At 45.2% G+C, this 26,652-nt stretch carries 25 protein-coding genes; 10 read left to right on the forward strand and 15 right to left on the reverse strand.

The genetic code is table 11. From position 1 onward, the window contains the following. The first annotated feature begins 34 nt into the window (after positions 1-34). A complete protein-coding gene (locus tag FIU99_RS08495) occupies positions 35-1,924 on the forward strand; it encodes a methyl-accepting chemotaxis protein (protein WP_006962301.1) in 1,890 nt (629 codons plus the stop codon). Between the two features lie 154 nt (positions 1,925-2,078). Here FIU99_RS08495 and FIU99_RS08500 read toward each other — a convergent pair whose 3' ends face one another. Then, on the reverse strand, positions 2,079-2,630 hold the full coding sequence (locus FIU99_RS08500) for a cytochrome b (RefSeq protein ID WP_039952429.1): 552 nt from the start codon (positions 2,628-2,630) through the stop codon (positions 2,079-2,081). Positions 2,631-2,832: 202 nt separating this feature from the next. Continuing rightward, a complete protein-coding gene (locus tag FIU99_RS08505; protein ID WP_006962303.1) occupies positions 2,833-3,435 on the reverse strand; it encodes a short chain dehydrogenase in 603 nt (200 codons plus the stop codon). A 136-nt stretch (positions 3,436-3,571) separates the two neighbouring features. Here FIU99_RS08505 and FIU99_RS08510 point away from each other — a divergent pair, with 136 nt between their 5' ends. The 3 genes from FIU99_RS08510 to FIU99_RS08520 all read left to right on the forward strand — a co-directional run bounded on the left by FIU99_RS08510 (position 3,572) and on the right by FIU99_RS08520 (position 6,780). Then, positions 3,572-4,453, forward strand: a complete 882-nt coding sequence (locus tag FIU99_RS08510; protein ID WP_006962304.1) for a LysR family transcriptional regulator — start codon at positions 3,572-3,574, stop codon at positions 4,451-4,453. A gap of 252 nt (positions 4,454-4,705) precedes the next feature. Continuing rightward, a complete protein-coding gene (locus FIU99_RS08515; protein WP_006962305.1) occupies positions 4,706-5,281 on the forward strand; it encodes a YceI family protein in 576 nt (191 codons plus the stop codon). 425 nt (positions 5,282-5,706) lie between these two features. After that, positions 5,707-6,780: a M23 family metallopeptidase gene (locus tag FIU99_RS08520; protein WP_006962306.1), complete on the forward strand. Its 1,074-nt coding sequence runs from the start codon at positions 5,707-5,709 to the stop codon at positions 6,778-6,780. Between the two features lie 69 nt (positions 6,781-6,849). On the opposite strand, the gene FIU99_RS08525 is transcribed toward FIU99_RS08520, so the two are convergent. Beyond that, complete coding sequence (locus tag FIU99_RS08525) at positions 6,850-7,725, reverse strand: LysR family transcriptional regulator (RefSeq protein ID WP_006962307.1); 876 nt, start codon at positions 7,723-7,725, stop codon at positions 6,850-6,852. Positions 7,726-7,837: 112 nt separating this feature from the next. Here FIU99_RS08525 and FIU99_RS08530 point away from each other — a divergent pair, with 112 nt between their 5' ends. Continuing rightward, on the forward strand, positions 7,838-8,707 hold the full coding sequence (locus tag FIU99_RS08530) for an MBL fold metallo-hydrolase (protein ID WP_006962308.1): 870 nt from the start codon (positions 7,838-7,840) through the stop codon (positions 8,705-8,707). A gap of 120 nt (positions 8,708-8,827) precedes the next feature. On the opposite strand, the gene FIU99_RS08535 is transcribed toward FIU99_RS08530, so the two are convergent. Next, complete coding sequence (locus FIU99_RS08535; protein ID WP_006962309.1) at positions 8,828-9,697, reverse strand: LysR family transcriptional regulator; 870 nt, start codon at positions 9,695-9,697, stop codon at positions 8,828-8,830. A 106-nt stretch (positions 9,698-9,803) separates the two neighbouring features. On the opposite strand from FIU99_RS08535, the gene FIU99_RS08540 reads away from it, so the two are divergent. Beyond that, the gene (locus FIU99_RS08540; RefSeq protein ID WP_006962310.1) at positions 9,804-10,517 is read left to right on the forward strand and encodes an AzlC family ABC transporter permease; all 714 of its coding nucleotides are present in this window, start codon (positions 9,804-9,806) and stop codon (positions 10,515-10,517) included. Beyond that, positions 10,507-10,815, forward strand: a complete 309-nt coding sequence (locus FIU99_RS08545; protein ID WP_006962311.1) for an AzlD family protein — start codon at positions 10,507-10,509, stop codon at positions 10,813-10,815. Before FIU99_RS08540 ends, FIU99_RS08545 begins: the two co-directional genes overlap by 11 nt. 48 nt (positions 10,816-10,863) lie before the next feature. Here FIU99_RS08545 and FIU99_RS08550 read toward each other — a convergent pair whose 3' ends face one another. The 3 genes from FIU99_RS08550 to FIU99_RS08560 form a co-directional block, all read right to left on the reverse strand. Further along, positions 10,864-11,439: a hypothetical protein gene (locus FIU99_RS08550; RefSeq protein WP_006962312.1), complete on the reverse strand. Its 576-nt coding sequence runs from the start codon at positions 11,437-11,439 to the stop codon at positions 10,864-10,866. Positions 11,440-11,441: 2 nt separating this feature from the next. Then, on the reverse strand, positions 11,442-13,019 hold the full coding sequence (locus FIU99_RS08555; RefSeq protein WP_006962313.1) for an FAD-binding protein: 1,578 nt from the start codon (positions 13,017-13,019) through the stop codon (positions 11,442-11,444). A 272-nt stretch (positions 13,020-13,291) separates the two neighbouring features. Beyond that, a complete protein-coding gene (locus FIU99_RS08560; protein ID WP_006962314.1) occupies positions 13,292-14,773 on the reverse strand; it encodes an FMN-binding glutamate synthase family protein in 1,482 nt (493 codons plus the stop codon). A 472-nt stretch (positions 14,774-15,245) separates the two neighbouring features. On the opposite strand from FIU99_RS08560, the gene FIU99_RS08565 reads away from it, so the two are divergent. Beyond that, positions 15,246-16,013 (forward strand): SDR family NAD(P)-dependent oxidoreductase, encoded by a 768-nt coding sequence (locus FIU99_RS08565; protein WP_006962315.1) that lies wholly within the window; start codon positions 15,246-15,248, stop codon positions 16,011-16,013. A gap of 180 nt (positions 16,014-16,193) precedes the next feature. Further along, the gene (locus tag FIU99_RS08570; protein ID WP_006962316.1) at positions 16,194-16,772 is read left to right on the forward strand and encodes a cysteine hydrolase family protein; all 579 of its coding nucleotides are present in this window, start codon (positions 16,194-16,196) and stop codon (positions 16,770-16,772) included. 98 nt (positions 16,773-16,870) lie between these two features. Here FIU99_RS08570 and FIU99_RS08575 read toward each other — a convergent pair whose 3' ends face one another. The 8 genes from FIU99_RS08575 to FIU99_RS08610 all read right to left on the reverse strand — a co-directional run bounded on the left by FIU99_RS08575 (position 16,871) and on the right by FIU99_RS08610 (position 25,583). Next, positions 16,871-17,128, reverse strand: a complete 258-nt coding sequence (locus FIU99_RS08575) for a hypothetical protein (RefSeq protein WP_006962317.1) — start codon at positions 17,126-17,128, stop codon at positions 16,871-16,873. A 259-nt stretch (positions 17,129-17,387) separates the two neighbouring features. Further along, positions 17,388-18,980, reverse strand: coding sequence for an ABC-F family ATPase (locus FIU99_RS08580; RefSeq protein ID WP_039952433.1), 1,593 nt, complete (start codon positions 18,978-18,980; stop codon positions 17,388-17,390). A 210-nt stretch (positions 18,981-19,190) separates the two neighbouring features. Beyond that, positions 19,191-19,943 carry a hypothetical protein gene (locus tag FIU99_RS08585; protein ID WP_006962319.1) on the reverse strand — a complete coding sequence of 251 codons (753 nt, stop codon included), beginning with the start codon at positions 19,941-19,943 and terminating at the stop codon, positions 19,191-19,193. After that, positions 19,928-20,449 (reverse strand): RNA polymerase sigma factor, encoded by a 522-nt coding sequence (locus FIU99_RS08590; protein ID WP_021457547.1) that lies wholly within the window; start codon positions 20,447-20,449, stop codon positions 19,928-19,930. The genes FIU99_RS08585 and FIU99_RS08590 overlap by 16 nt, the downstream gene beginning before the upstream one ends. A gap of 7 nt (positions 20,450-20,456) precedes the next feature. Then, positions 20,457-21,173: a hypothetical protein gene (locus FIU99_RS08595; RefSeq protein ID WP_006962321.1), complete on the reverse strand. Its 717-nt coding sequence runs from the start codon at positions 21,171-21,173 to the stop codon at positions 20,457-20,459. Between the two features lie 14 nt (positions 21,174-21,187). Further along, positions 21,188-21,985, reverse strand: a complete 798-nt coding sequence (locus FIU99_RS08600) for a substrate-binding domain-containing protein (protein WP_006962322.1) — start codon at positions 21,983-21,985, stop codon at positions 21,188-21,190. A gap of 132 nt (positions 21,986-22,117) precedes the next feature. Continuing rightward, on the reverse strand, positions 22,118-24,145 hold the full coding sequence (locus tag FIU99_RS08605) for a cache domain-containing protein (RefSeq protein WP_006962323.1): 2,028 nt from the start codon (positions 24,143-24,145) through the stop codon (positions 22,118-22,120). Then, positions 24,135-25,583 (reverse strand): sigma-54 dependent transcriptional regulator, encoded by a 1,449-nt coding sequence (locus tag FIU99_RS08610; RefSeq protein WP_006962324.1) that lies wholly within the window; start codon positions 25,581-25,583, stop codon positions 24,135-24,137. The genes FIU99_RS08605 and FIU99_RS08610 overlap by 11 nt, the downstream gene beginning before the upstream one ends. A 247-nt stretch (positions 25,584-25,830) precedes the next feature. Between FIU99_RS08610 and FIU99_RS08615 the strand changes: the two genes are divergently transcribed. Continuing rightward, positions 25,831-26,649, forward strand: a complete 819-nt coding sequence (locus FIU99_RS08615; RefSeq protein ID WP_006962325.1) for a substrate-binding domain-containing protein — start codon at positions 25,831-25,833, stop codon at positions 26,647-26,649. Positions 26,650-26,652: the final 3 nt, after the last annotated feature.

A 26,652-nucleotide genomic window follows, 5' to 3' on the forward strand; every position in this document is an offset into this window, starting at 1 on the left:
ATATTCAATGTCATCAGGCTACAGGGAGGTGTCCATGAACGGCTCACCTAAATCAGAGCGGTTTGCTTTTTCTTTTTCCATTCGTGCTAAGTTAATTCTTATCAATTTGACTTTACTGGTTAGCGTCGGCTTGTACGCTTATTACGAGCAAGTCAGTTTTAACAGCTTCGAATCCTTAGAGCATGCGGCCATAGATAATCTACAAAGCTCCGTCGATCTGCTTATGTTACGTCGTCACGAAAAGGATTTTCTTGCGCGTAAAGATATGAAATACCCGCAGCGTTTCGACAAAACGTTTGAAGAGTTATCAGAACGTTTAACGGCCCTTACCATCGTTTTAAAGTCTCACAATCTTGATATGGAAGAACGTACTTCCATTATTGTATCAACTCTCAATCAGTACCAAGTCCAGTTTCACCAGTTGGTAAACCAAGTTAACGCAATTGAAGGCGTTGATGTTTCTTCCAATTTCGTCTCAGAACTGGAGAACTCCAGAAAGGCATTAAAGGCAGCCGCGGCCGACAAAGACAGTTTTGCTTTGGAGGTGGAGTTGCTTGAACTGATGGAAGCGGATTACCGGTATCTCGCTAACACCAATAAAGAAACCAGCGCATCTCTCCTCGCCGCTCTCGATAAATTCTCTGCGAGTGAACATGTCCCTCAAGAACTTCAACCTGTGTTTACTGACTACCGACGCAACGCAGAAAAATTGGTCGAAGCGTGTGAAATTCTAGGACTGACCTCCAACGAAGGGCTTAGAGGTGCGTTAAGATCGAACGTTCACAATACTGAACAGGCCATCAATGGGCTCCAAACCGAGATAAGCCAAGTCATCTCTCAAAAATCCGCCGACATCAAAAGCCAGCTTTTCTTAATTGGTGGAGCAATTGTTGCCCTACTTTCTAGTATGTTGTTCCTCATTGGTAAAAGCATCCTAAGCCGCATTCAAGCCATCAACGTGCTTATGAAAAACATTGCCAGCGGAGATGGCGACCTTACAGTGCGCATGAATGCCAAAGGTGATGATGAATTAGCCCAACTTGCTAACTCTTTTGACCGATTCATATCCCAACTTCATGGTCACATTAAAGAGTTAGCCAGTGTTATGTCGGTGTTGAGTGAAAGCTCATGCAGTTCAGAGCATGCCGCTGTAAAAAGTATGAATAATGCTGAGCAGCAGAAGGTACAGTCAGAATCTGTGGCGACTGCGGTCAACGAATTAGTGATGACCAGCAATGAGATTACTGCCAATATCGAGTCCGCAGCTCAAAATGCTGAGAGTATGAAACATCAGGCCGACAGCGCTCTAAATGTCACCCACTCAACCAGTGACAGTATTGAAGCTCTCTCGACGAATATTGAAGAGTCCCAAGCCTTAATTGAGGACCTAGCTGAGCAGAGCAAAGAGATTAATCAAGTTATCGCGACCATCCAAGGGATTGCAGAACAAACTAACCTCCTTGCTCTAAATGCTGCAATAGAAGCCGCTCGGGCGGGTGAAAATGGCCGTGGCTTTGCTGTGGTAGCCGATGAAGTCAGACAGCTATCGCTGATGACAAACAATTCCACCCATCAAATAGAAACCACAATTCAGACTCTGACATCCGGTATACAACAAACCGTTACGAAAATGTCTTCAAGCTTAGATCAAGCGCATCATACCAAGGCCAGTACCAAGGAAGTGGTCAAGGCGATTGACGCGATGACGTTGCGGATCAGTGAAATGTCGGACATGAATACACAAATAGCAACCGCTTCAGAAGAGCAATCCATGGTATCTGCAGAGATAGACCGCAACATTACCGAAATTGCACTTTTAGCAGGCGACACACACCAAGTAGTAGCAGGTTCCGTTCGTTGTAGCGAACAAGTGTCAGGTGTTAGCCACAAACTGGAGCAAATTGTCGCTAACTTCAAATATTAATCGATTGATAGCTTTGGCCGTATCATTTGGGCAATGAAAATGATACGGCCTTTTTTGTGCGCCCAGCTCACCGATTTTACTTGACGGGTCTTCTTGACACTGGCGCATTTATAACTCCATGTGAAACATTAGAACGGTACCTAAATTTAAGTAATTATCGACCTAGCATTCGCAGCAGCGTTCTGTCTTTGTCGATTAAGTGATGCTTGAGTGCTCCGACAATATGAAGAATGATCGCAGCGGGTAAGAGTGTTTCGCCGATGAAGGAGTGGATAGTATCCCCAATATCATCAAGAAGCGGATAAATAACCAGATTTTCTCCTGGATTAGCCGGGTCTGACGTAGCCGCTAAAAGATCAAAACTAAAAAAGTGTAAGCCATGCCCGCCGCCAATCGCCATCATCATGCCTGATAACGGCATAAGTAGAGTCGCAATCAGAAGTGCCCAATGCACTGCCTTACCACTTATTTTTTCAAACTGTGTGTAGTCTCCAACATGCTCCGGCCAGCCATTTGAGTACCGCCAGATAACTCTAGGAATGATGACTAGTAAGATTGCCACTCCAAACGAGGTATGAGAATCAAACAGCCACTGAATTCCGATGTCTTCCATAAAGAGGCCTGACATCACCATGTAGAGCATTAATACCCCCACGACCCAGTGAAGTGTGATGGTAATCGATGATAGTTTTTCTTTGTTATCCATTTACCTTTCTCCGCTAATGCAACTAGCAACAGGCTCAAATTACTATTTACCACGTGAATGAAATATGAACACCTAGTATGGATACTGAGCTACACACGACGCGTACCTGTATGCCATTCAATCAGTTCTTACTTAGGACGGAGCATCTCCCACATAAAAGGGGCCTCTACTTAGGCCCCTTTATTTGAAAAACAGTGCTTACTTACACAAAATCTAAAACGTCTAACGTTTCTCCATTGGCACTACCTTCGATTGATGCGACGTACGCCTGAGCGGTGTCGTCAGCGGAAAGACCAGAGGTTGGATCCATACCCATCATCGCCATGGTTTCCTTAACAAAGACAGGGCTAACAACGTTAATACGAATATTACGCTCCACTTCCAACGCAGCCGCTTTTGTAAATGACTCTAAAGCGCCGTTAACCATACTCAACGTGACTGAGCCCGGCATCGGCTGACGAGATAGAACACCTGAGGTTAAAGTGATAGAACCACCATCAGACAAATGCTCCTGCCCTAATCTCACCAAATTAACCTGCCCCATCAATTTATTGCTAAGCGCAAGTTGGAAATCCTCATCTTTAGCTTCATTTAACGAAACAAAGTTGGCTGCCCCAGCGGTACTCACAATAGCGTCCAATGTCCCAACTTGATTAAACAGCTCCTCGATCGACGTCTTTGAAGACAGATCAACCTGGACATCTCCTCCTTTATAACCTGCACGGATAACCTCATGCTGCGTTGATAACTGTTCGACAACAGCCTTACCAATGGTACCTGTTGCGCCGATAACCAAAACTTTCATATCTTCTCTCCTAAGCCATTATTTAGTTTCAAACCTTTCGGCTGCCGACTGCTACTTGGCAAACCGTAGTTGATGAAGAAAATATAATTCGATAGTCTGTGCACGTAAATTAAGCAACATTGCAAAGGATGCTTGCATGAATGCACAGGACTTAGATTGGAATGACATTCCTTTTGTGTTAGCTGTTTGCGAGACAGGGTCGCTATCTGCTGCGTCGAGAAAGCTGGGAGTAAATCACTCGACTGTATTTCGCCGTATCGAAGGCGTTGAGCTAAAGCTTGGCGTCACACTCTTTGAAAGGCTGCAGACCGGCTATGTCATGACAGCCGAAGGAGAAAAATTTTTCCAGCATGCTCAGGAACTAAAAGAAGGTGTTGACCGCATTCACAGAGAGCTAGGCGGCCAGAATTCTAGACTTGAAGGCCAACTCACCATTACGACTACTGATTCTCTGATGTATACGCTGGTGGATATCTTTAGAGGATTTCAATATGCCTATCCAGATGTCGAATTGTGTATTTTAACCGGTGCGAAAAATTTAGACTTGGTTCAGCGTGAAGCCGACATAGCTTTACGGCCAACACGAAACCCACCAGAACACTGGGTTGGTCGGAAGCTCTCCGAAATATCTTATGCCACATATGCAAGCCACAATTATATAGAAACTATGGCCGACGATAAGCCAGAGAACTTTCGCTGGTTAAGATTGATCGACAACCTTAATCAGTCATCAATGAACAAGATCGTTCACCAACTCAAACATGCCGATGCACCGGTAACAATTTCGAACTCGTTGATGGGTGTTCATGAATTTGCTGTCGCAGGCTTCGGAATTGCTGCTCTTCCACGTTATCTATGCGAAAGTAACCCTAACTTGCATTCGATACACAGGAACTTGAGCCAATATGACACTGAACTATGGCTGCTGGCGCACCCTGATATGAGGCGTAGTGCGAAAGTTCATGCGTTCTTCGAGTATGTGACACCATTAATTCGAGAAAAATTCGCCCAACTTTGAAGACTCGTACACCAATCAACACCTCCCGAGCAAGAACCAAGAGAATATGGCAGCTATCACTGGATCGTATTTAACAAATCAACGGGGAGCCGAGGTGACGGTTACGTAAATACATCGTGTTGCTTTTAGGCCTCCTGTACCTGCTTAATATTCCATCGAAAAAAGCACAAAAATCTATCGAATAAATTCATTGTTGCCTTGTCGTCTATGGGACTACTATGAGTCCGAACACTTATCAAAAGGATTACAATAATGAAAAAAGTTCTACCGGTTTTAAGTCTTGCTCTGGCTTTGGCGTCTGCTCATTCGTTTGCTGCAGATAATTACCAACTGGATCCCTCACTTTCTTCAGTCAGCTTCGCAACGATTAAAAATCAGTTTGTTGTTGAGCCTGCAACAATTAACACTTTATCGGGCACTTTTGACAGTAGCGGTAAGTTTGAAGTGTCTATTGATTTAAAAGGCATCCAAACAGGCATTCCAATTCGTGATAGTCGCCTGAACGAGCTGTTCTTTAACTCTGCTAAGTTCCCGACAGTAACGGTAAGCGGTAACGTTGATATACAATCATTGTCTGATGCTCCACAGAAATTAACAGTGCCCGCCCAGGTCACCCTTTATGGACAAACTAAGACCATTAGCTTTTCAGTCGTGGCGTTCAAATCAGACGGCCACGTAATGGTCAGTTCGCTTTCTCCAGTGATTGTTGGTGCATCGGACTTTGGTATCCCTACTGAGAACCTAACAAATCTAGCAGCGACGGTTGGGGGGATTAAGATTTCAGATCGTGTGCCGCTTAACCTGACTCTGACTTTCAAAGAGAAGTAAGCTGGATCGACATAGAACTCTCTTCTATACCATTTATCCCACTGTAGCTCTGCTTATACACTCATCTAGAGACCTTGTAATCAGAGCTATCATCCATTTTCTGCCTCTCACTCTTCGCCATCAACACAAGTTCTGTTCATCATTCTATACAGCGTACGACACAGCACTATTTTGGTACTAAGTGCACTACTTATTACACTTTCAAAACGGCAGAGTTTTACTCTATTCAACATCGGCACATCAGGAGTAACAAGCCGTATTAGGCTTAAGAGTCATTGGCATTTATTGCTAGTGAAGATCGCTTGCAGTGCTGCAATGATCAAAAGAGAAAAGATTACGAGCAGTCGTTCTCCTATGAACTCGCTGTCAGCTCGTAAGTTCACCATGTTGGGGCTTGCAAGCATAACAGTTGGCTGGAGAACATTATGAAAACACAACTTGGTACCTTGCTAATACTTTTTAGTGCGCAAGGGTTCTCGCACTCTATTCTACCTACTATCGACACAGGTGAACTTAACCTTTCGACATTGGAGCAGCACAATATTCCAACTCTACTCACAGAGCAAAGTTTCGTCTACAGGCCAGTAACATACCCATTTTTGATCACTGATTACTTCGATGAAAACTCTAAGTGGCTAGTATTAGAAGAGGAGCTCAACCATTGGAGCGGAGCAATGGGGGTTGATCCTAGAGTGATTTTAGCAACACTGGCGGTGTCTCATGGCTGGACGCTTAATCACACATTATCTGAGGCTGAGTTAGAACAAGTTAGGAGTGAAATTAGACACGTTGCAAATCGCCTTTCACAGTTTTTTTATCACACAAAGCAACAGCTGGAGACACAAGATCTCGCTGTAACCTATGCTGTTGTGTCATCACTCCAGAGTGTCGAACAATGGCCTAAGTGGCAGACGTTTTATTCTGAGCAATTTGGGACACCAATAATTGCTGAAGAAACCTCCTTCGTTTCTCCCCCAGATATGCAGTGGCCTTGGAGGGTGGGATATAACTGGATACCAAACGGCCCACATTCGCACACAGGATCTGGCTACCCTCTGTCTTCAGTTGACGTATCTTATGACTGGCCACGCTGGGGCGAGCAAACTTATAGTGTCACCGCTGCACATGAAGGCTATGTTTCTGTATTTTCTCGTTGCCAACTGAGAGTAACGGCACCAAACGGATGGGCAACAAACTATTACCACATGGATGGAATACAGGTTCAAGATGGGGCCTGGGTGTCCAAGAACCAAAAGATAGGAACGTATGCTAGTCAAAGAAACATTGCTTTATGTCAAGGTGGTTCTTCAACAGGACCTCACCTGCATTTTTCGTTGTTGTATAACGGACGTTTTGAGTCGCTACAAGATATTTCATTTGGCCCATACACGATTGACGTAGGCCGTTATAGCTATGATAACCATTGTAGCTATACGTGGATGCTAGATGCGAGAACCAACTCAAAACGATGCTTTTGGTATCGAGTAGACAACCCTTAATATGATGCAGCTATCTCTCGATTTCTCTTCGGGAGATAGCTTTAAGATTCATTGATTTAATAGAGATGTTCAGCTTACAAGGTAATCTTCAAAAAAGTCTATCAAACAACGCACTGTCCGTGACAAGTGCTTTCGAGAAGAATACAAGGCATACACCTTCATCTGTTGTGGCCTCCATTCGGGGAGTATTTGTACGAGCTTACCACTCGATAAATATTCATCAGCTAAGTACCTAGGTTGAATCGCTAGACCAGCCCCATTCAGCGCTGCGTGTAATAACACGGTAGCCTCATTCGCGGTTAACTGACAATGCACCTCTACCGCTTTATGCTCGTCGCCTTTACTCAGATGCCATACGTGGCGCTGGAAGTTTTTATACCCTAAGCACTGAAATCGCGATAAATCTTCCGGTCTACTCAGCTCGACATTTTCAACATAACTCGGAGAGGCAACAATCACAGAGTCACATACGGCTATGGGCTTGCCAATCAAAGACGGGTCTGGGTTAGAAGCGATTCTGATCGCTAAATCAATCTGGCTGTCTGCCATATCTGTCACTGAATCTTGAAGATCGATGTCAATACTGACCTTGGGATGCAGCTTCATAAACGCAGTAATCGCAGGTATGAGTTGCGAAAAGCCAAATGACATACTGGTCGCAATTCTCACCGTCCCTGTTAGTTCATCACCAGTATCCGTTGTCGCTGTTAGCTTATCAGCCTGCTCCAACCATTGTTCGACTTGCTTAAGGCAAGATTCACCTGCCGTGGTGAGAGAGACTTTTCGGGTCGTCCGGTGTAGAAGCCGCACACTAAGCCAGTCTTCCATTGCTTCAATGTATCTGGTGACCATCGGTCTCGACATATCTAGCCGATCTGCTGTGGCAGTAAAACTGCCCGACTGTGCGACATCGACAAATACTTTAGCAGCGGTAAGTCTATCCATCTATATGTTCGATTTAAGAAACAATGTTGTTAACTTTGAGGTATTTTTCTGGTCAGGTCAATTTCCTATCATCCTCATGTCCCAACACACAGCCCAGTTAATGGAGAGAATGATGAAAAGACTTACCCTACTTGCTGCTTCGATGCTGATCGCGACGAATACTTTGGCGGCTGAACAATCAAACCTCACTTTTGATGTTTACAACGCTGACCAAAACAGTTTCCACGTTAATTCAACACTCATTATCGGCGAAACTGAGGTTATGGTTATCGACACTGGATTCACCAAAGCAGATGCACTTCGCATTGCAGCCAAAGTGCTGGATACAGGTAAAACCTTGAAAACGATCTTTATTAGCCAGGCGGACCCGGATTATTATTTTGGTGCGGAAGTACTGCATAGCTTATTCCCAGAAGCGCAAATCATTACTACACCTGCTGTAAGAAAAGTTATCGAGGAAAAACTGCCGACCAAACTTAAGGTGTGGGCGCCGCGCATGGGCGATAACGCACCAGTAACACCTTATATTCCAACAGCATACACCGCTTCCAGTTTAACCATTGATGGCCATACCATTGAAATTCATGGTACTGATGGTGACATTGCCCACCGACCTTATCTTTGGGTTCCATCAGAAAAAGCGGTACTTGGTAACGTTTCAATATATGGCACGAACCTCCACCTATGGATGGCAGATGCCCAAAGCAATGAAAGCCAAGCACTTTGGTCTAAACAACTGAAGGAAATTCAGTCACTGAAACCAGAAATCGTTGTTCCGGGCCATATGATCTCAGGCACAGAGTTAAACGTGGGTTCCATTCAATATTCTCAGCAATATCTTCAGGACTTTAAGCAAGCTAAGAAAACGACCAAGAACAGCGAGCAGCTGATTGAGAAAATGAATGAGAAATATAGAGATGCAGCGCTGCCTGTTGCTCTCAGTATTGGAGCAAAAGTCCATAAAGGAGAAATGGAGTGGTAAGAATCAATTTGTGGTAAAAAACAATGTGTGGTTGGTGCTTCAGCATCACCACATCAACGGAGATAATTGAAAATCAAGCGTATTTCATTCTCTCTCGTACTCTATCGATATGATAACGCTTTAGCGAACAGACACTGTTTTCAACGTCTTCGCTAGCAAATCATGAAGATAGTCTACGGCTCTGGAGCCTTTGGACGCTTTGCTACGATAAACAGCCACTTCCATTGGTTCCAATGGGCCCAATCCATGTTCCTGCCCCAATACTTCGAGATGATCTGGCACACTACACTGAGTAAACACCGCTACAGCAAGCCCGCTCTCAACTGCTGCAATTTGTCCAGCAACACTGGAGCTGTTGTAAACCACTTTATAAGGCCGACCATGCTTAGCCAACGAGTTGATTGCACTGCGCCTTGCCAGACTTGAGCTTTCATAAACGGCAATAGGCAGAGTTTCTCTGCGCCAAATTTCAAATTGTGGCGCTCCAACCCAGACCATTGGCTCCTGAAAGAGCAGTGTTCCCCTACTGGCGTTATCTCTTGAAACCAAAGCCAAATCCAGATCGTTACTTTCAACTCTAGGAATCAATGAAGTGGACTGCTCACAATCAAGTTCGATTTCAACGCCCGCAAAGCGAGAAGCAAAGTTTCTTAATATGGGGGTTAGATACTCCGCAGCATAGTCTTCGGGCACCCCTAATTTCACCTGACCGACTAACTCATTACCATGAAAAGCAGCCTGCGCTTCAGAATGCAAATCCAGTATACGCCTAGCATAGCCCAGCAACACCTGACCTTCTTCAGTTAAGTCTATGCTTCGACTGCCTCTAACGATAAGTCTCCTACCCGTCGCATTTTCCAGTTTTTTTAGATGCATGCTCACAGCAGATTGTGAACGGTGGACACTTGCCGTTGCATTAGATAGAGAGCCAGCGTCTATGATAGCTACAAAACTCTTTAACCAGTCAATTTGAAGATCTTGATTATTCATTATTCGATTTTCGAATGGGTAATTTCTGAATTATGCGCTTTTCGATTTAATCATTCCAGTTTACTGTTTGATTCACTTTGCATCACTCATAAAAATGGCTAACTCCATGCTCGAAAAAGAATTAAAACTAGAGTATCAATCCGTGCAACAAGGCTTTATCAGCTTACTGCCGATCTCAATATTCGTTGTGGTCTTTGGCACTGCATTTGGTCTGGCGGCCGTTCAGGTCGGGCTGAGCGAATCTTCTTCTTTGTGGATGAGCACGCTGGTTTTTGCTGGCGCATCTCAGTTTGGCGCGTTAGATCTATGGGGAACGCATGTCCCTGTTTTTCCTTTAGCTATCACGGTATTTGCCATCAATGCCCGCCACCTTCTTATCGGCGCAACACTGTATCCTCACATTAAAACCATGAAGGCTTTGCCACGTTACGGCGTGATGTTACTCGCTTCAGATGCCAACTGGGCAATGTCGATGAAGGCGTTTGCTAACGAAGAACACTCGAAAGGACTAGGTATTCTGTTTGGTGGCGGTCTGGCGATTTGGATTTTCTGGATTATCGGCACTTGGATCGGTGTTTATTTTGGTAACGCGATTCAAAACCCATCCGCTTATGGCATTGATATGGTCATGGGGTGTTTCCTGCTTACCATGGTGCTTGAGGGTAATAAAGACAACGGTACCTACATTATCTGGGCGTCTGCGGCGCTCTCATCCATTGCCGCGTATTTGTATCTGCCAGAGAACGCTCACGTGATTGTTGGTGCTTTAACCGGAGGCATTGCTGGTGTGCTTGTAGGAGAAAAGAAAGATGAACATTGAGACAACGGATCTAGGCACCTTGGCGATCATATCAGTTATGACCATCGTGACCATTATTACTCGCTGGGGTGGCATCTATGTGATGTCTTACATTCCCATCAGCCAGCGCGTTCAGCAGTTTATCGCCGCTATGTCGGGCTCAGTGTTAGTGGCGATTATAGCGCCACTGTTTATTACCGGAGATATGGGCGCTAAAGTCGCCTTGCTGGTGACGGCTATTGGCACACTGGCCTTTAAACGACCTCTGACATCCATCACCCTTGGTATTGTGCTGGCGGCTTTAACTAGAACTTTTTAGCGGGACTAGGTAGTAAAAGAGCCTTATCTTAGGCTCTTTCCATTGAAGTCAGGTCGTCGCTGCTTTCAGGTTTCTAAACCATTTTTTAATCGGTTGAGCAATCCAGTATCGCGAAATGAAGAGCCCAATCTGGAACAGAATATACTGACGCCGGCAGTAAAGCATACAGACATAATCAAACTTCTCAGTTGGGCCTTCAAACAGGATATTGGGGTAAATATACTTCTGTCTTTCAGCGACTTTAGGGTTACGTGCACCTGACATGAAATAACGCTTCTTCATACGGTACGCGTCCCAGCTGGCATAGATAAAGACAAAACCGCGTTCGAAATCAGATAGTTCTCGCTCTACCCAAAGCCCTCCACCTTCAACAATGTTCTCCGTCGCGTATTGAAGGGGGTGCGCTTCCATGTCTTTCGGTAAATCCGCGATGTAGACCAAAGGGTTGTCGCAGTTTACGCTATACCCTGCACACATCTGCCCTTTTGAGTCGTAAAACGCACGAACACACGTTCGGCTCTTCAATTGCTCTATCTTGCTCGTATTGCCTGATATGGATTGATAGTGCTTGGCAAACTCCAGAAAATCACTATCTCTGGAAAGGCGTTTGCTCGGTAAGATCATTCTTAACTGTCCTCCGAAAATTGGTAAGAAGCCGCCATCTGATAACGGCCCGGAGAAACAATGTCATCGGGATCAAACGCGGCTTTAATACGGCTGCGCAGTTCTAATGCGTCTTGCTCCAGCTCGAATTCACTATTGAATGGCATTTCATCAACGGCACGTCGATAACACGGCCACTGGTAGCGTCGATATAAGGCGCGCAATTTACGTACTAAATCGGTCGCTCTGGTAACTTCATCAGGATTACCAGAGTCATAGTAAATACTGATAATCGCCTGACACATGTAAGCATTGACGGCGGTTAACGTGACACCAAATTCAAACCCTGCTTTGTCGAAGGCTTGCTGTGACAAACGCATACATTTTTCAACGTCTTCGCCGACCATCGGCAACGTAGGTGCAACCCAAAAAAAGCCAGCTCCGTCTTCCACAGGGTTCATTTTTTCTGGAATGTTTCCACGATAGCGCCAATAGCAACCTTTGAGGGCCAAATCTTTAGGGTTCCCCTCGAGCATATCCATCATCTCAGTAAACTCATTGAGACTACCCTGCAAGCGCTGGTACACGGACAAGCGCCCAAGCAAACGACTGGCACTGATTGCTATTTGGTTCATTTGTTTCAGCTTTGCCAAGCTAACTACATTTACTTTAGCGATGGGCTTAAGCAGTGCTTTTACACGTGCGGCTTTAGCTTTTGCTACTGCCGTAGTGCCTATGATCACAAACGCACCCGACCAAGGAGATAAGTTGTATTGGTTGCACAGCGATTCAATATCCGCCTGGTTTGCACCATCACTCGTGCTCCATTTGGTAAAATTGAATCGTTCCATCATGGTTAGCATTCGGTAGGTGTTACCCAAGTGAGGCAAACCATCAATGCTGCCTTCTGATTTCAGGCGGCGCATGATATCGATATAGGCAGGTAAATCATTCGCGCTTTTCAGGCGTACTAAACAACGTAAGCTCGCTTCTGGCCTAAGCATCAGTTCGAACTTAATTTTGCTGATCACGGCAATATTGTTCTGAGTGAACAACTCGTGAAGATTGGCAGCAAGGCCTGCTCGGCCACAATATCGCGCGCTCTGGTTTAGCTTCATCACCTTGCCATTGGCTAAGATTAATTCGCTAATCGTAAAGTGTTGGCTTCGGTTACCAACAGGACCGTGACCAAATCCTCTCTCTAATATATTCCCCATCAGGCTGGTATCTGGCCCTGCTCCCGTGCAATCCAACATCCATGGCGTATGTTTGAGATATCCAGACACTTGACCTTGTGTTACACCCGGCTCGACCTCAATAACTCCAAGCTCTTCATCAAAGCTCAGTATTCGGTTCATGCCGCTAAGATCGAGTAACGTACAACCATCACTGGCAGGTGTTTTGTAACCGTACCCCCAGTTGTTGCCTTTCCCGACAGGATAAACAGGCAGTTTTTTTAAATACGCCTGTTCAATAACTTGTTGCAGCTCCATACCATTTTGAGGCTGAAGAATTTGCGGGACGATGCGCGAATGATGGCCGAGGCCACTGCGCAGCTCGATTGGCTGATGCAAATCAGCCTGTTCCACAACAGATGACACGTGTAGCTCCTTTACTGGTGAATAATACGGCTATCAAGGGATTGCTCGATAACTTTGTCTGCTGTTTCAATTAGGGGCAGGATTATCTCAGCAGCTCAAATATCAAACAATACACATATCTGCGGGGTGAATGCATTCAGCAAAAACAAGTAGATAACAACATTAATATTGACGAAATAAATACATAAAAACACGAAAGTACAGACAATTTATGAGATGGGAGTTCATGAGGGGAAAAGAATGTGCTCATAAATCCAATGAGCACATTGAGGCTATCGGTGATTTTGGTACAACTCATCCAATGCGACGGATAATCCGTCTTCTTTAACAATACGTATATGTTCGCGAGCCAAATCACGGGCGTTGGTCACGCCACATGAGTGAGCGATCAAGCCAATACCGTAGTGGATGTATTTGTTGTAATTCGCGACACGCTCCATTTTGTCTTCAACGTTCAATCCTTGTTGCAGGCGCACGTCATGAGTGGTGATGCCTGTCGGGCACGTATCTTTATTGCATTGCAGCGCCTGAATACAACCCAGTGCAAACATGTGGCCTCGAGCAGAAACAACAAAATCGGCACCTAGAGCAATCGCCCAAGCTACTTTGGAAGGCGTGATGAGCTTGCCAGAGGCAACCACTTTAATTCTCGGGATTAGACCACGCTCACTAAGTAAATTTACTACCAGAGGCAGGCTTTCTTTCAACGGCAGCCCTACGTAATCCATCAGTGGTTGAGGCGCGGCGCCGGTGCCGCCGTCAGCGCTATCAATCGTAATAAAATCGGGGGCACTGTCATGGCCTCGCCTCTCTATTTCATCGAGAAGATCTTTGAACCATACTTGAGAGCCAATGACACTCTTAAAGCCAACGGGTTTGCCCGTCACCTCTCGAATACGTTGGATCATATCAAGTAAATCGCCAACATTACGGATATCTTTATGCCCATTCGGGCTGATAGAGTCGTGCCCCTGAGGGATACCGCGAATTTGAGCAATTTCAGCTGTGACTTTGCGCCCGGGTAGCATGCCGCCTTTGCCCGGTTTCGCTCCCTGACTGATTTTTATCTCAAACATTCTGACATTATCATGTGCGGCCAGTTCTCGCAGTTTGTCATCAGAAAGATGGCCTTCTTCGTCTCGAACGCCGTATTTAGCTGTCCCGATCTGGAACACAATGTCGCAATCGCCTTCCAAGTGATACGAGCTTAAGCCGCCCTCTCCCGTATTCATCCAGCATCCGGCGATCTTTGCGCCTTTAGACAAGGCTCGAACCGCAGGCTTTGATAAGGCACCAAAACTCATTCCGGAGATATTGAAAATCGATGACGTGGTATAAGGCGTTCGGCAACCTTCACCGATGGTGACCGCGGCTGGGGATACGGCATCTTCCTCCAAAGTGGGAAACGCGCAGTTCATAAACATGATGGTGCCCGTCGCGTCCAGATTACGGGTCGAGCCGAAAGCTATCGTACGATCAACATTTTTCGCCGCTTTGTATACCCAGCTACGTTCTGCACGATTGAATGGCATCTCCTCTCTGTCCATAGCAAAGAAATATTGCCTGAAGAACTCTCCCTGTTTCTCAAACAAGTAGCGAAAACGCCCAATGACAGGATAGTTGTGTCGAATGGCATGTTTGTGCTGGCGTTTGTCTGCAACGTACATGTACAGAACACTGATTACACCAAGCCCAATCGCGATAATGAAAAGCCCTGAGAATAGATCGATCCCGATGACAAAAAATTCACCCATTTTATGCTCCAGTAGTCTTTGTATTTTCTATTTGTATAGACCGTCTTCATCAATATAGTTGACGATCTGGAGCAATTTGAATTTTTTCAATCAATTAGCGGCTTCAATTCGTGATTAAGTAACTTGATCTACAACGCTCCGTTTTCTCGCCGGCATCTTTCATGAGGCTCTAATCAGCACTGACATTTTCATAAATGTTATAGCTAGTTCCTTTAGCACAAATCAAACTTTCTACACTGCTGACTTTCCCCTTACATTCATCTTAAACATGTACCTAACATATTGTTTTAGTATGACTAAATCCATTTAGAGCATTTTGTATTAGTTATGTGTTAATCAGTCGTCAAAATGTATTTATCGTCACAAGAATGCACAAACTCACTACCTCTTCCCCTACAAACAGCTGAGGTTTGCGAACCCTATAACACTAGAGATTGTCCATCTTCAACCATTCACCTATTGAAGGAATATTATGAAACTAACAGGAAAAAAAGCGTTCATTACTGGAGCAACTTCAGGCATCGGCTTAGCTATTGCGCGTCGTTTCTTTGAAGAAGGCGCGACAATTGCTATTAACGGACGAAATGCCGAAAAGTTGGAAACAATTAATAGAGAGTACTTCTCGAACAAAGCACTCGAAGTGGTCGCAGACATTTCCAAAGTGGAAGATATTGCTTCAGCGTATGAATTGCTTAAAAGAGAGTTTTCTGAACTGGATGTATTGGTTGTTAATGCGGGGGCCTATCAACTAAAGCCGTTTACAGAAACAACTGAACAAGACTTTGACGACATGTTTGCACTCAACGTTAAAGGCGCTTTCTTTACTATGCAATATTCAGCGCCACTATTGAGTGAAGGAGCATCGGTTATTTCTATTTCCTCTGTTGGTGCGATACATGCCAGTTGGAACCAAGCGCCTTACAACGCCTCAAAAGCAGCTATCTCTTCTCTAACTAAGAGCTTTGCCTGTGGACTCACTCATAAAAAAATCCGCGCCAATACCATTTCACCCGGTGTAACCGAAACTGAAATTTGGGACAAGGTTGATTACCGAGACCAGGTTGACCAAGTTGCTAAAGACGGAATTCCTCTCGGAAGAAAAGGCGCGGTCGAAGAAGTGGCTGGCGCTGCGCTATTCCTTGCCAGCGATGACTCAGCCTTTATGACCACTAGCGATCTTATGATGGATGGTGGCGTCACCTACATCAGTGACCCAGAAGATTGGGGCCATAAACAATAAACAAGTCACCCCATTTTAAAAGAGCCTCTCATGTGGCTCTTTTCTTTTTTGAAATCATCGGTTAAGTTTTTTCCATTTTTGAAAATTAAACTTTAACACCATTCTTCCATCGCTCGATTCAATACTATCGCTAATAAGTCAATACCCGCCCTCAAGCCAGTTCATATTTAGGAGACTCCTATGTCTAAAGCGATCCTAATAATCGATTTAATCAACGATATTGTTCATCCCGACGGTAAGATACCAAGCTGTGCTCAGCTTGCTAGTGAGATGGAGACAATCACTAATACCAATCATGCGTTGAACTATGCGAGAAAAAACAACTGGTTAGTGGTTCACATCAAAGTAGGTTTTGATACCAACTATTCGGCGCAGCCCAAGTCCTCGCCTATATTTGGTAGGGCAGACCAGTATCAAGCGTTACAACTGGGGAGCTTTGGTACTGAATTTCATAGCGATGTCGACGTTCGAGAAGATGATTCGATCATTGTGAAACCAAGAATTAGTGCGTTTTATAACACATCATTAGAGGCCACGCTACGAGCTAACCACGTGACACAGCTGTTTCTTGCGGGTGTAAGTACAGAATGGGCAATTCAATCCACAGCCAGAGAAGGTCATGACCGAGACTATAAAATCACCATCTTGGAAGACTGTTGTGCCGCCTCTTCAAAAGAAGCTCACTCTACTTCCCTCGCTATGCTCAGTCGCATTGCGGATATAGCCTCAGCTTCGGATTTATCAACAGAAGAACTGTAAGCGGCTATCTACTTTGTAAAGGAGCTCGTTCAAGCTCCTTTGAGGCCTGATAAGTGATTTTTGATCCAAGAATCATAAGTCACAAATATCTCCACCACTTAGTCACACATGACAGTAATGGTAAATCGGTCAGACGTCGTGGACGTTGATTTTACTGTATACGTTGACGGGCAATAACTTAGCTCTTTGTTCCATTGAGCAAAGCGCTGAAGGTTCGTTGACTCGTCAAACGATTCTTCATCAGTGTAGGTGACTTGGACTTTTCCATCGACCACTTTTTGCGACACTTCTGCGGTGTATGAAGAAGCACAACCTGCCGCTACAGCAATACTTAACAAGACGAGTAATTTTTTCATGAGAGACACCTTTCAGTTTGACCAGCATAGCGCTGACCTTGGATAAATTCGGACATTAGCCAATGCAACTGAAAGTATCTCTATCCTTTTCGCTAATCTACCATTTAGAGAAAGCTTTATGATTAATAATGCTTAACCATTCTTAACGCATTGAAGTAAAAAGCAGAAATAATATTTAGAAGGTAAGTTTCGTTGTGAATAAGCAATAAAAAAGCTCCATATCTATTATGGAGCTTTTTGCTTTTGTGATGTCAGCTAATTAACCGTCTATACCACGTGATTTCAGGAATTCAGCATACGTTCCTTTGAAATCAGTGATCTTGTTGTCTTTGATTTCAATAATGCGCGTCGCCAAAGAGTCAACAAACACTCGATCATGCGAAACGAAGAACAAGGTACCTTTATATTGCTCAAGTGCCGAGTTCAACGACTCGATGGATTCCATATCCATGTGGTTAGTTGGCTCATCCATTAACAACATATTTGGTTTATGCATCATGATTTTACCAAGAAGCATTCGACCCTGTTCACCACCAGACAGTACCTGAACAGACTTTTTGATGTCGTCTTGAGAGAACAGCATACGCCCTAGGAAACTGCGTACAACCTGCTCATCTTCACCTTCCTGACGCCACTGGCCCATCCAATCCATCAGATTCATATCTTCAGCAAAATCTTCAGCATGATCCTGAGCGTAATAACCGATGTTAGAGTTTTCAGACCATTTGAACTCACCAGAACGTGGTTCAAGAGCACCCGCCAATGTGTTGAGAAGCGTCGTTTTACCTACGCCGTTCTCACCGATAATTGCAACGCGCTCACCAACTTCGAAAATTGCGTTGAAATCTGAGAATAGATCGTCTTCAAAACCTTGAGAGAGGTTTTCTACAATTAGAGCATTACGGAATAACTCTTTAGACTGCTCAAAGCGAATAAACGGGTTTTGGCGGCTTGATGCTTTCACTTCTTCTAGCTGAATCTTGTCGATCTGTTTAGCACGAGAAGTCGCCTGTTTAGCTTTAGATGCGTTTGCAGAGAAGCGGGCAACGAAGGTTTGTAGCTCAGCAATTTGCGCTTTCTTCTTCGCATTATCAGACAGCAGACGCTCACGAGCCTGAGAGGCAGCCGTCATGTATTCATCATAGTTACCCGGGTAGACACGCAATTCACCGTAGTCTAGGTCAGCCATATGAGTACATACAGAGTTTAAGAAGTGACGATCGTGCGAGATGATAATCATGGTGCAGTTACGCTGGTTCAGCGTTTCTTCCAACCAACGGATAGTATCCATATCCAAGTTGTTGGTTGGTTCGTCAAGAAGCATAATATGTGGGTCTGCGAACAGAACCTGAGCAAGAAGCACACGCAGTTTCCAGCCCGGAGCAACTTCGCTCATCAAGCCGTAATGCTGCTCTTCTGGTATACCAACAGCTAAAAGAAGTTCACCTGCTTTTGCGTCGGCCATGTATCCGTCCATCTCAGCAAATTCAACTTCAAGCTCAGCAACTTTGATTCCGTCTTCTTCGTTCATCTCTGGCAGAGAATAAATACGGTCACGCTCTTGCTTTACCTTCCACAGCTCTTTGTAGCCCATGATAACGGTATCGATAACCGTAAACTCTTCATAAGCGAACTGATCCTGATTCAGTTTAGCAACACGCTCATTTGGATCGTAACTAACGTTACCTCCAGTCGGGTCTAACTCACCGCTCAGAATCTTCATGAAAGTCGACTTACCACAACCGTTAGCACCAATCAGGCCGTAACGATTACCTTCGCCAAATTTCACTGAAATGTTTTCGAACAGTGGTTTTGCACCAAATTGCTGCGTGATGTTATTTGTACTTATGATGAGAGTATCCCCCTACAATTTATCTATACTTTTCATAAGGATAGAGAAATCATTATTGAAACAGATAAGAATTTGCGCAGAGTATAGCAGTTTGGAACTGTGAACTACATCAATTGTTCAAATCCATTTCCTTTTCAAGAGACTTTTTGCCACCGTTGATGGTTGCTCTAAAAAACAAACGCCCTTTAAAGGGCGCTTTTCTTATGTGGTTTAAATTGCTTGCCAGCTACTTAACTCGACGCAACGTCCGCGATACAAGACTTCACTCTCTGGATCGCGATTTGCGGTCACCAATAGTTCAGAGCTGTTCTTCAACGCCTGCCACTCTGTAGGCGACATATAACGAACGTCATTCACGTTTTGCAAACTATCGATCAGTTGGAGTTCACCAGTCTCTGAGTTTCTCATCCATACCATCGCCCTATCCATCGGCACTTTATCCATGTTTAGATTGCGTTGCATGCGCAGACTTGATTGGCCGGGTTTATCGCCTTGGTATGCCACCAGCGCAAAATGATTCTTCTGGGTTTCTGAAGACATCATGGCCAAATAACTCACAGGACGTACCTGAACGGTTTCAACAGGTAACGGATTTTGCAACAAAATCGGTTGCAGCCAAACACCCGCAAATAAAGAGAGTGCCATACCTGTTGGTAGCCACCACCAACGTATACGCTTTGCCCCACGACTAGGACTAAATGTTTGCTCAGCGATATTTTTCCAAACCCGTTTCGGTGGGCGTTTTAGGCCATGTTCAGACGTTCCAAGTTCTGTGGAAGGATTTAGACCAGATAAATGCTGTTGCCACTGTTCTACATGCTCCCACCACGTCGGGTCTGCTTGCATCAAAGTTTCCAACCTTCGTCGTACCCGAGGCGTTTGCGTCCCCAAGACGTATTCACTGGCCAGCTTATCTCTTAGCTCAGAGTTCTGGTAACGGCGGCTCGTTAATCGGTCAGACATCGTTTCAGCTCCTGTAGCCCACGGCGAATCCAAGACTTTACCGTGCCAAGTGGTGTTTTAATGTGTTGGACGATCTCCTGATGGCTCATACCGTGTTGGTACGCTAGCACTATCGCATTTCGCTTCTCTTCGCTGAGAGAATGTAAACATCGATCGAGCCCAGAATCTGAAGTCGATACAGCTTGCCGATCAACTTGATCCAATGACTTTTCCAGCGGCTCTTCTCCTCGCCTGCTACGTTTCCTGACTTCATCAATAGCAAGGTTCCTCATACTTTGACACAGCCACGCCCATGGATAATCTAATGGGTATCGGTGGTCGCTATACCAAAGTTTAACGAAGCCTTCCTGAAGTAATTCCGCTGCGACTTGCTCGTCTTTTACAACACTGCAAATCAAGCTGAAAAGTTTTGTGCTGGTTAACTGATAGAGCGCTTCGAAAGCCTCCCGGTCTCGAAGCGCTACTTTGGAAAGCAGTAAACCTATTTGCTGTTTATCTGTACTCACACTTTCCTCATTGGGTAACAAGGTGCCAAACGTTTTTCACACCATCACCACTGGTGTCACCCGGATTCTGGTCTTTAAACCAACGATAAAGCGGCTTGCCCTCAAATGTCCATTGGTATGAGTGATCATTTCGCTGCGTAATCCCAAACCCTCCGGTTAATTTTAGGCTGTCGATGCCTTTCTCGGTCAGCTTAGAATCAACGTATGCTGGCGGCCATTTCACTTCGCAATCCCCATAACATGCTGACTTGTTCATCTTGTCTTTATCGAACGTATAGAGTGTTTGGTTACTACTATCGACCAAGAAGCGGCGCTTACCATCGTTAAACAGTTTAATCGTCACATCGTCTGCTCGGGCAAGTGGCCACACACCTTTGACACCTGCACCCGAAATATCCCCCGGCCGCTTATCTTTAACCCATCGGTACAGTGGTTTTCCTTCTAATGCCCACTGTTTGGCGCCATCTGCACGAACAATCTGACTGAAACCTGCCTGACCCGCGAACTGCATACTATTGTGCCCTTCAGCCAATAGTGGTGGCCATAACGCCTCACAGTCTCCCTTACATACCGATTTCCCGATTGGGTCCTTAGCAAAAGTGTAAAGAGATTTACCTGTATCATCCGCGTATACCTCGCCGAAGCCAGTATCGACTGTCGATGCTGACGCCATGGCGTAGCTGGTTGGAATGAGCATTAGTATTGAAACGAATAGTGCTTTCATTGTTGTTTTCCTTATTATCGGGTCCAGCCTTCGCGGGTGAAAAAGGGGCGACCTTCACTGCTGTTGACAAAATTGATGAAGTCTTGAGTTTGCGGATCTGCCCCTTTCGTTTTAGCCAGGGTTAGATCACGGTAGATGCGTCGCTCTGGCTCTATTTCAACGTAGTCAACCTTGTCCGCATGATTCAGAGGCCAGTGAATCCATGTAATCCAAGCGTCCGCGCTCTGCTGTTGAAACGCTTTAAAACTTGCACCACTGCCCTTGGCGTACGCAATGATCTTCTCACGGAAGTTTTGAACATCAGCCAGTGACCCCGTTCGACCTGCAACATCTTCCCAGACACCTGTTCCGGATGTGTTGTACACGCCTAATCCTTCAGTAACGACAATACGTGAGGGCTTATCCAGCAAATCTTTAATCCCCGAAATGTTTTTAGGATTTCCTTTTGGAACAGCAATGACTGCGCGGCGAAGATATATCGGCTCCACATCCTGATTGGTGATGAAAGGATACGTTTCAACAAAAGCACTCATTGATTGTTCAGAGGAACCAAAGATTAGGTCAGCATTCTTTTGTGCATCCTGAGTCCATTTCGACTCGGGACCGGCAATCACATTGACCTGTACACCACTTTTCTTGGTGAAAGCTTCAGCAGCGTGACGCAAAGCAGTATCAGGGCCTCCTGGTCCATAGACGTTAATCACATTATCTTTAGGCTGATGCGTGATGCTTGGATCAAGCTGAGGTGAAGCCAATGCTGATGCACTTGCAATTAGCATGGCTAGGCTGGTCAAAGTCAGGTGACGCTTCATGTCTTCTCCTTAAATAAACGACAGTTTCAGACAAGAGACGTACGGCGACGCAATTTGGATGCAGTAAAAAGAAATTATTTTCAAAACGTGCCGGCGTTGGGCAATCTTGCCCAGCGCCAACACCGGAGATGATTACAGATTGGTGATTTTCAAAGATGTGTCTGCTCGCTGTGGCAGGTATATACTGAACTTACTGCCTATGCCCCATTCAGACTCGGCTTTGAGTTCCCCGCCAGTTTGGCTAAGAATGCTCTGGGAAACGGATAAACCCAGCCCGGTTCCTTCCCGCTTCGTTGTATAAAAAGGTGAGAAAATACGCGCTAAATTTTCTGGTTTGATACCGCAACCTTCGTCAGCGACGTGAATAATAGCGCCCAATTCCTGATCGTTTTCAATCCAATCTTCACTGCTTATCGTCAGTGTACCTTCTCCACTCATCGCATGAATGCCGTTCATTTCAAGGTTGACCAGAATTTGCAGCAGTTGGTGGCGATTAACCTCCACCGAGTTTTTAGCTTTAAGATCAGTGATGAACTGTACCGCACGCTTTTTAGAACCCGTTTTCACCAAAGTGATACTTTCTTCGATAATCGGGTTGATGTGCTGCCAAGTTATCTCATCTTGCACTCCACCTTGGCGACTGTATTGCAGCAAACTTCGGGTGATGTTCCTGACTCGATCAATCTGAGCGTGGATCGCGTCAATTTCCTCTTGTACTCGCTGAGAGTCGTTACCTAATTCAAACTGCATCAATTCAACGTTGCCGAGAATAACCGCTGTGGGGTTGTTAATTTCGTGGGCGATGCCAGCCGTCAGCTCGCCTAGTGCCGCCAATTTCTCATTAATGACCAACTTGTCACGGGTCTGATTGAGAAGCTGAATATGAAGTTCCAACTCTTCTGTTTTTTCTTTAAGGCTCGCCGTCCGCTCCTGTACTTTTTCTTCCAGCTCTCCTGCGGCCGCCTTTAACTCATTCTTTCTTTGGTTGAGCAAATCGAGCATGTTATCAAACTGTTTTGCCAGTTGTGCCAACTCATGATTTTCATCAAGCCCAAGCGGACCAATGCGAGTTTCTTTCCCCAGCTGAATCATCTTTACGACTCGGTGAATGTGCTCGATTGGATTGAACAAATCACGCGACCCTCGATATACCATTAACCCAGACACCAGCAGCAGCACCAGTGTCGTAATGGAGATTTCAGCAATGTTGGTCATATAAGCTTCAACAAATGGCCACAACAAATACCCGGTATAAAGCATGCCAATAACATTGTCGTATTGGTCTCGAATCGGCTGATACGCGGTGATATACCAAGCATCATAAACATAGGCTCTGTTTACCCATTCTTTGCCTTCATGCAGCACCGTTCGATTAACCTGAGGTGATACGCGAGTACCAATCGCACGACCGATTCTCCCTTCACTGTCGAGAGGAACATTCGTGCTGACTCGAAGATCATCAAGAAAAACCGTCAAGGTGCCAACTGGGCGCAAGCTGTCTTCTTTTGTTGGATAAATCAGGTCACGAATTTGGTCGACCAATACCGTACTGTTGTTGAGCAGCAATCCGCCATCGAGAAAGCCAATAATGTCATTATGGCGGTTGTAAATCGTAATTACTGTACGGCTGACCAGCCCTCGACCTTCGACTCGCTGACTTTTCAGGATTGGAATTTGCGCTCGTCTGGCTAATTCAGGATCAAGCCAATTCAGCTCATCTTGTTCTAAGACATCAAAGAACGACTCCTTACGAGTCAAATCGAGATAGCGGAACTTTTTTTCAATCGTATCAACGCGATGAAATCGAAGAAAATCCAACTTATACCGCTTCTTTTGCTCAGAAACCCAACGTTCAAACTCTTGAGTGTCACCGACTTGCTTCACTCTCGATACAAACCCATAAGACTCAGCAAACGCCTTAACGTGATTGGCTTGTTTTTCTTGTATCAATTCAATGCTATTTTGCGCCACACCTAAGCGCTCAGAAACATCAAGCAATGCACTCTGCCAGGTGTAGTGAATTGACCAGTAAACTGTAATTCCAATGAGAGCAATCAATGTGAGTAAGATTGGCGCAGAAGTCAGAAACATGAGGCGATAACGAACCATGGTTTTGAATCGATAACGCCACTTGGACCACAAGCCGCCTTTACTCGGCATAGTTGGACTCCGCCATTTCCCACTCTTTAAATTTGCGCTCTAGTGTCTTGCGCGCCACGCCTAAATCACGTGAGGCCGCGGATTTGTTTCCATCGTGGTAATCAACCAGTTGTTGAATATGCGCTCTTTCAACTTCCTTGAGCGACCAGCTATTGGGGTAACCTTCTTTGGCTCCGCTATCATCAGGTAAGTCCAGCACAGCACTGCCGCTAGATACAGTCACAGACACATGCGTTTGAGGCAGGTATCCATTCACTTCTCGCCAATAATGCGCCGGTGGCTTGCCAAGTAAAATACAACGTTCAATCAAGTTTTTAAGTTCACGAATGTTGCCCGGCCAGTCATAGTCGTTCATCGCGATAATATCTTCATGCGCCCACTTAGGGTCAGGCATACCCAGTTCAGCCGCTAATAAACGGGTAAAGAAAGGGACCAAATCAAGCAAGTCGGCTTTGCGTTCTCTAAGCGGCGCGACATCGATTTTAAGCACATTCAATCGATAAAAGAGATCTTGGCGGAAATTGCCCTTCGACACTTCCTCTGCCAAGTTTCGATTGGTAGCCGCCACGACTCTGACGTCAACGCTGATCTCTTTTTCACTGCCCACGGGGCGAATCGTTCTTTGTTCGAGAACACGCAACAATGCCGACTGCATTTGCAATGGCATCTCGCCAATCTCATCAAGAAACAAGGTGCCGCCGCTAGCGACTCTAAATAACCCTTCGCGGTTTTTTTTCGCACCAGTGAAAGCACCGGATGTATGACCGAATAGCTCACTTTCAAGCAACTCAGGTGCTATCGCGCCGCAGTTGATAGGTACAAACGGCCCTGTTCGCTGACTCGCATCGTGAACACCACGAGCGACCAGCTCTTTACCTGTGCCGGATTCACCTTCGATTAATACAGACGCACGTGAAGGGGCAAATTGAGTAATAAGCTGTTTCAGTTGGCGCGTTTTTTCTGAACTGCCAACCATGTCAGTTTTTATCAGTCGCTTGAAGTCATGTTTTAGTGCGTATTGGAGCCGATCGTTCAGGCGCTTATCCATGCAGCGTTGTACCGCTTTGAGCATCTGATCAAGGTTAAAAGGTTTGAGAATAAAGTCGGAAGCACCGAGCTTAAGTGCTGAAATCGCCGTTTCCAAATCGGCATAACCCGTCATGAAAATCACATCTGACTTTCGGTCTTCGTCGTTAAACGCCTCTTCCCAGTCGATTCCTGAGCGCCCCGGCAAGTTAATATCCAGTATGATCAAATCATAGTGGTTGACGACCCTAAGCGACTCCGCTTCCTCAATACTCCCCGACGTGTCCACTCTCGAAAACCACTTGCTGAGTGCTTTCTTGAGAATCGTCTGCATTCCGACTTCATCATCAACCACTAATACAGAAAATGCTTGATATTGCGCCACTTTATTGGGATCTAACGTTGGGGACATATTGACTCATTACTCGTTATTGTAATTGGGACAGAGTGTACCAAGAAAATTTAGGACGACGAGAATTAACGTGCGACATTTTGTCCCACATCAAATTTGCAAACACTATCTCATTGATATTTAAGATAAAGATATTCGGTGTTTATTGGCATCAAGATTGCTATTCATAGGCGTTAAACATAAAGCCCTCGATAGATCGCTCAGAAGCGGTCATTTGAGCAATAAAGTTAGTACGGAATGAATAGCCATGAAAGCAACAACTTTTACCATTGCAGCGGCGTCTTTAGCCTTTATCAGTTCTTCAGCCTTTGCGGCGGATGACAGCCATCACATTCGCTTGGCGACCACCACCAGCACCTACCATTCTGGACTGCTGGATTATTTACTCCCTCAGTTTGAAAAAGAAACGGGCTACCAAGTCGATGTCATCGCAGCGGGCACGGGGAAATCACTCAAAATGGGTGAAAATGGCGATGTCGATTTAGTTATGACTCACGCCCCTAAAGCAGAAGCCAATTTTGTTCAAAATGGTTATGGCGTCTTACCTCGTAAACTCATGTACAACGACTTTGTGATTGTCGGTCCGGACGCTGACCCAGCCAAAGTTCACGACTCACACAACGTAGCGGAAGCGTTTAAGCACATCGCTAATATGAACGCGACCTTTATTTCCCGTGGTGACGATTCAGGCACACACAAAAAAGAAAAAGGGATTTGGCAACAGACCAAAGTCGAGCCAAACTTTGGCGGCTATCGCTCGGTGGGTCAGGGAATGGGCCCTACTCTGAACATGGCGAATGAGATGCAAGGCTACACCATGACTGACCGTGGTACTTGGCTGGCGTACAACAATAAACTCGATCTCAAGATCCTGTTTCAAGGCGATCAAAAGTTGTTTAACCCTTATCAGGTAATTTTGGTGAACCCAGAACGTTACCCAAGCATCAATTATCAAGGGGCTAAAGTTTTCAGTGATTGGTTGGTCAACCCTAAAGGACAGAAGCTAATCAACGACTATAAGTTGCATGGCAAACAATTGTTTGTTGCCAATGCAAACGAAAAGTAACCC

The sequence above is a fragment of the Vibrio sp. THAF64 genome, from assembly GCF_009363455.1.
Taxonomy (GTDB): domain Bacteria; phylum Pseudomonadota; class Gammaproteobacteria; order Enterobacterales; family Vibrionaceae; genus Vibrio; species Vibrio coralliilyticus.

Excerpts from the sequence above, each read along its gene's own strand:
- FIU99_RS08550 (WP_006962312.1), bottom strand. The coding sequence starts at position 11,439 with ATGATCTTACCGAGCAAACGCCTTTCCAGAGATAGTGATTTTCTGGAG.
- FIU99_RS08520 (WP_006962306.1), top strand. The coding sequence starts at position 5,707 with ATGAAAACACAACTTGGTACCTTGCTAATACTTTTTAGTGCGCAAGGG.
- FIU99_RS08610 (WP_006962324.1), bottom strand. The coding sequence starts at position 25,583 with ATGTCCCCAACGTTAGATCCCAATAAAGTGGCGCAATATCAAGCATTT.
- FIU99_RS08600 (WP_006962322.1), bottom strand. The coding sequence starts at position 21,985 with ATGAAGCGTCACCTGACTTTGACCAGCCTAGCCATGCTAATTGCAAGT.
- FIU99_RS08495 (WP_006962301.1), top strand. The coding sequence starts at position 35 with ATGAACGGCTCACCTAAATCAGAGCGGTTTGCTTTTTCTTTTTCCATT.
- FIU99_RS08540 (WP_006962310.1), top strand. The coding sequence starts at position 9,804 with ATGCTCGAAAAAGAATTAAAACTAGAGTATCAATCCGTGCAACAAGGC.
- FIU99_RS08565 (WP_006962315.1), top strand. The coding sequence starts at position 15,246 with ATGAAACTAACAGGAAAAAAAGCGTTCATTACTGGAGCAACTTCAGGC.
- FIU99_RS08510 (WP_006962304.1), top strand. The coding sequence starts at position 3,572 with ATGAATGCACAGGACTTAGATTGGAATGACATTCCTTTTGTGTTAGCT.
- FIU99_RS08570 (WP_006962316.1), top strand. The coding sequence starts at position 16,194 with ATGTCTAAAGCGATCCTAATAATCGATTTAATCAACGATATTGTTCAT.
- FIU99_RS08560 (WP_006962314.1), bottom strand. The coding sequence starts at position 14,773 with ATGGGTGAATTTTTTGTCATCGGGATCGATCTATTCTCAGGGCTTTTC.
- FIU99_RS08535 (WP_006962309.1), bottom strand. The coding sequence starts at position 9,697 with ATGAATAATCAAGATCTTCAAATTGACTGGTTAAAGAGTTTTGTAGCT.
- FIU99_RS08585 (WP_006962319.1), bottom strand. The coding sequence starts at position 19,943 with ATGTCTGACCGATTAACGAGCCGCCGTTACCAGAACTCTGAGCTAAGA.
- FIU99_RS08530 (WP_006962308.1), top strand. The coding sequence starts at position 7,838 with ATGAAAAGACTTACCCTACTTGCTGCTTCGATGCTGATCGCGACGAAT.
- FIU99_RS08595 (WP_006962321.1), bottom strand. The coding sequence starts at position 21,173 with ATGAAAGCACTATTCGTTTCAATACTAATGCTCATTCCAACCAGCTAC.
- FIU99_RS08605 (WP_006962323.1), bottom strand. The coding sequence starts at position 24,145 with ATGCCGAGTAAAGGCGGCTTGTGGTCCAAGTGGCGTTATCGATTCAAA.
- FIU99_RS08500 (WP_039952429.1), bottom strand. The coding sequence starts at position 2,630 with ATGGATAACAAAGAAAAACTATCATCGATTACCATCACACTTCACTGG.
- FIU99_RS08575 (WP_006962317.1), bottom strand. The coding sequence starts at position 17,128 with ATGAAAAAATTACTCGTCTTGTTAAGTATTGCTGTAGCGGCAGGTTGT.
- FIU99_RS08615 (WP_006962325.1), top strand. The coding sequence starts at position 25,831 with ATGAAAGCAACAACTTTTACCATTGCAGCGGCGTCTTTAGCCTTTATC.
- FIU99_RS08505 (WP_006962303.1), bottom strand. The coding sequence starts at position 3,435 with ATGAAAGTTTTGGTTATCGGCGCAACAGGTACCATTGGTAAGGCTGTT.
- FIU99_RS08545 (WP_006962311.1), top strand. The coding sequence starts at position 10,507 with ATGAACATTGAGACAACGGATCTAGGCACCTTGGCGATCATATCAGTT.
- FIU99_RS08525 (WP_006962307.1), bottom strand. The coding sequence starts at position 7,725 with ATGGATAGACTTACCGCTGCTAAAGTATTTGTCGATGTCGCACAGTCG.
- FIU99_RS08515 (WP_006962305.1), top strand. The coding sequence starts at position 4,706 with ATGAAAAAAGTTCTACCGGTTTTAAGTCTTGCTCTGGCTTTGGCGTCT.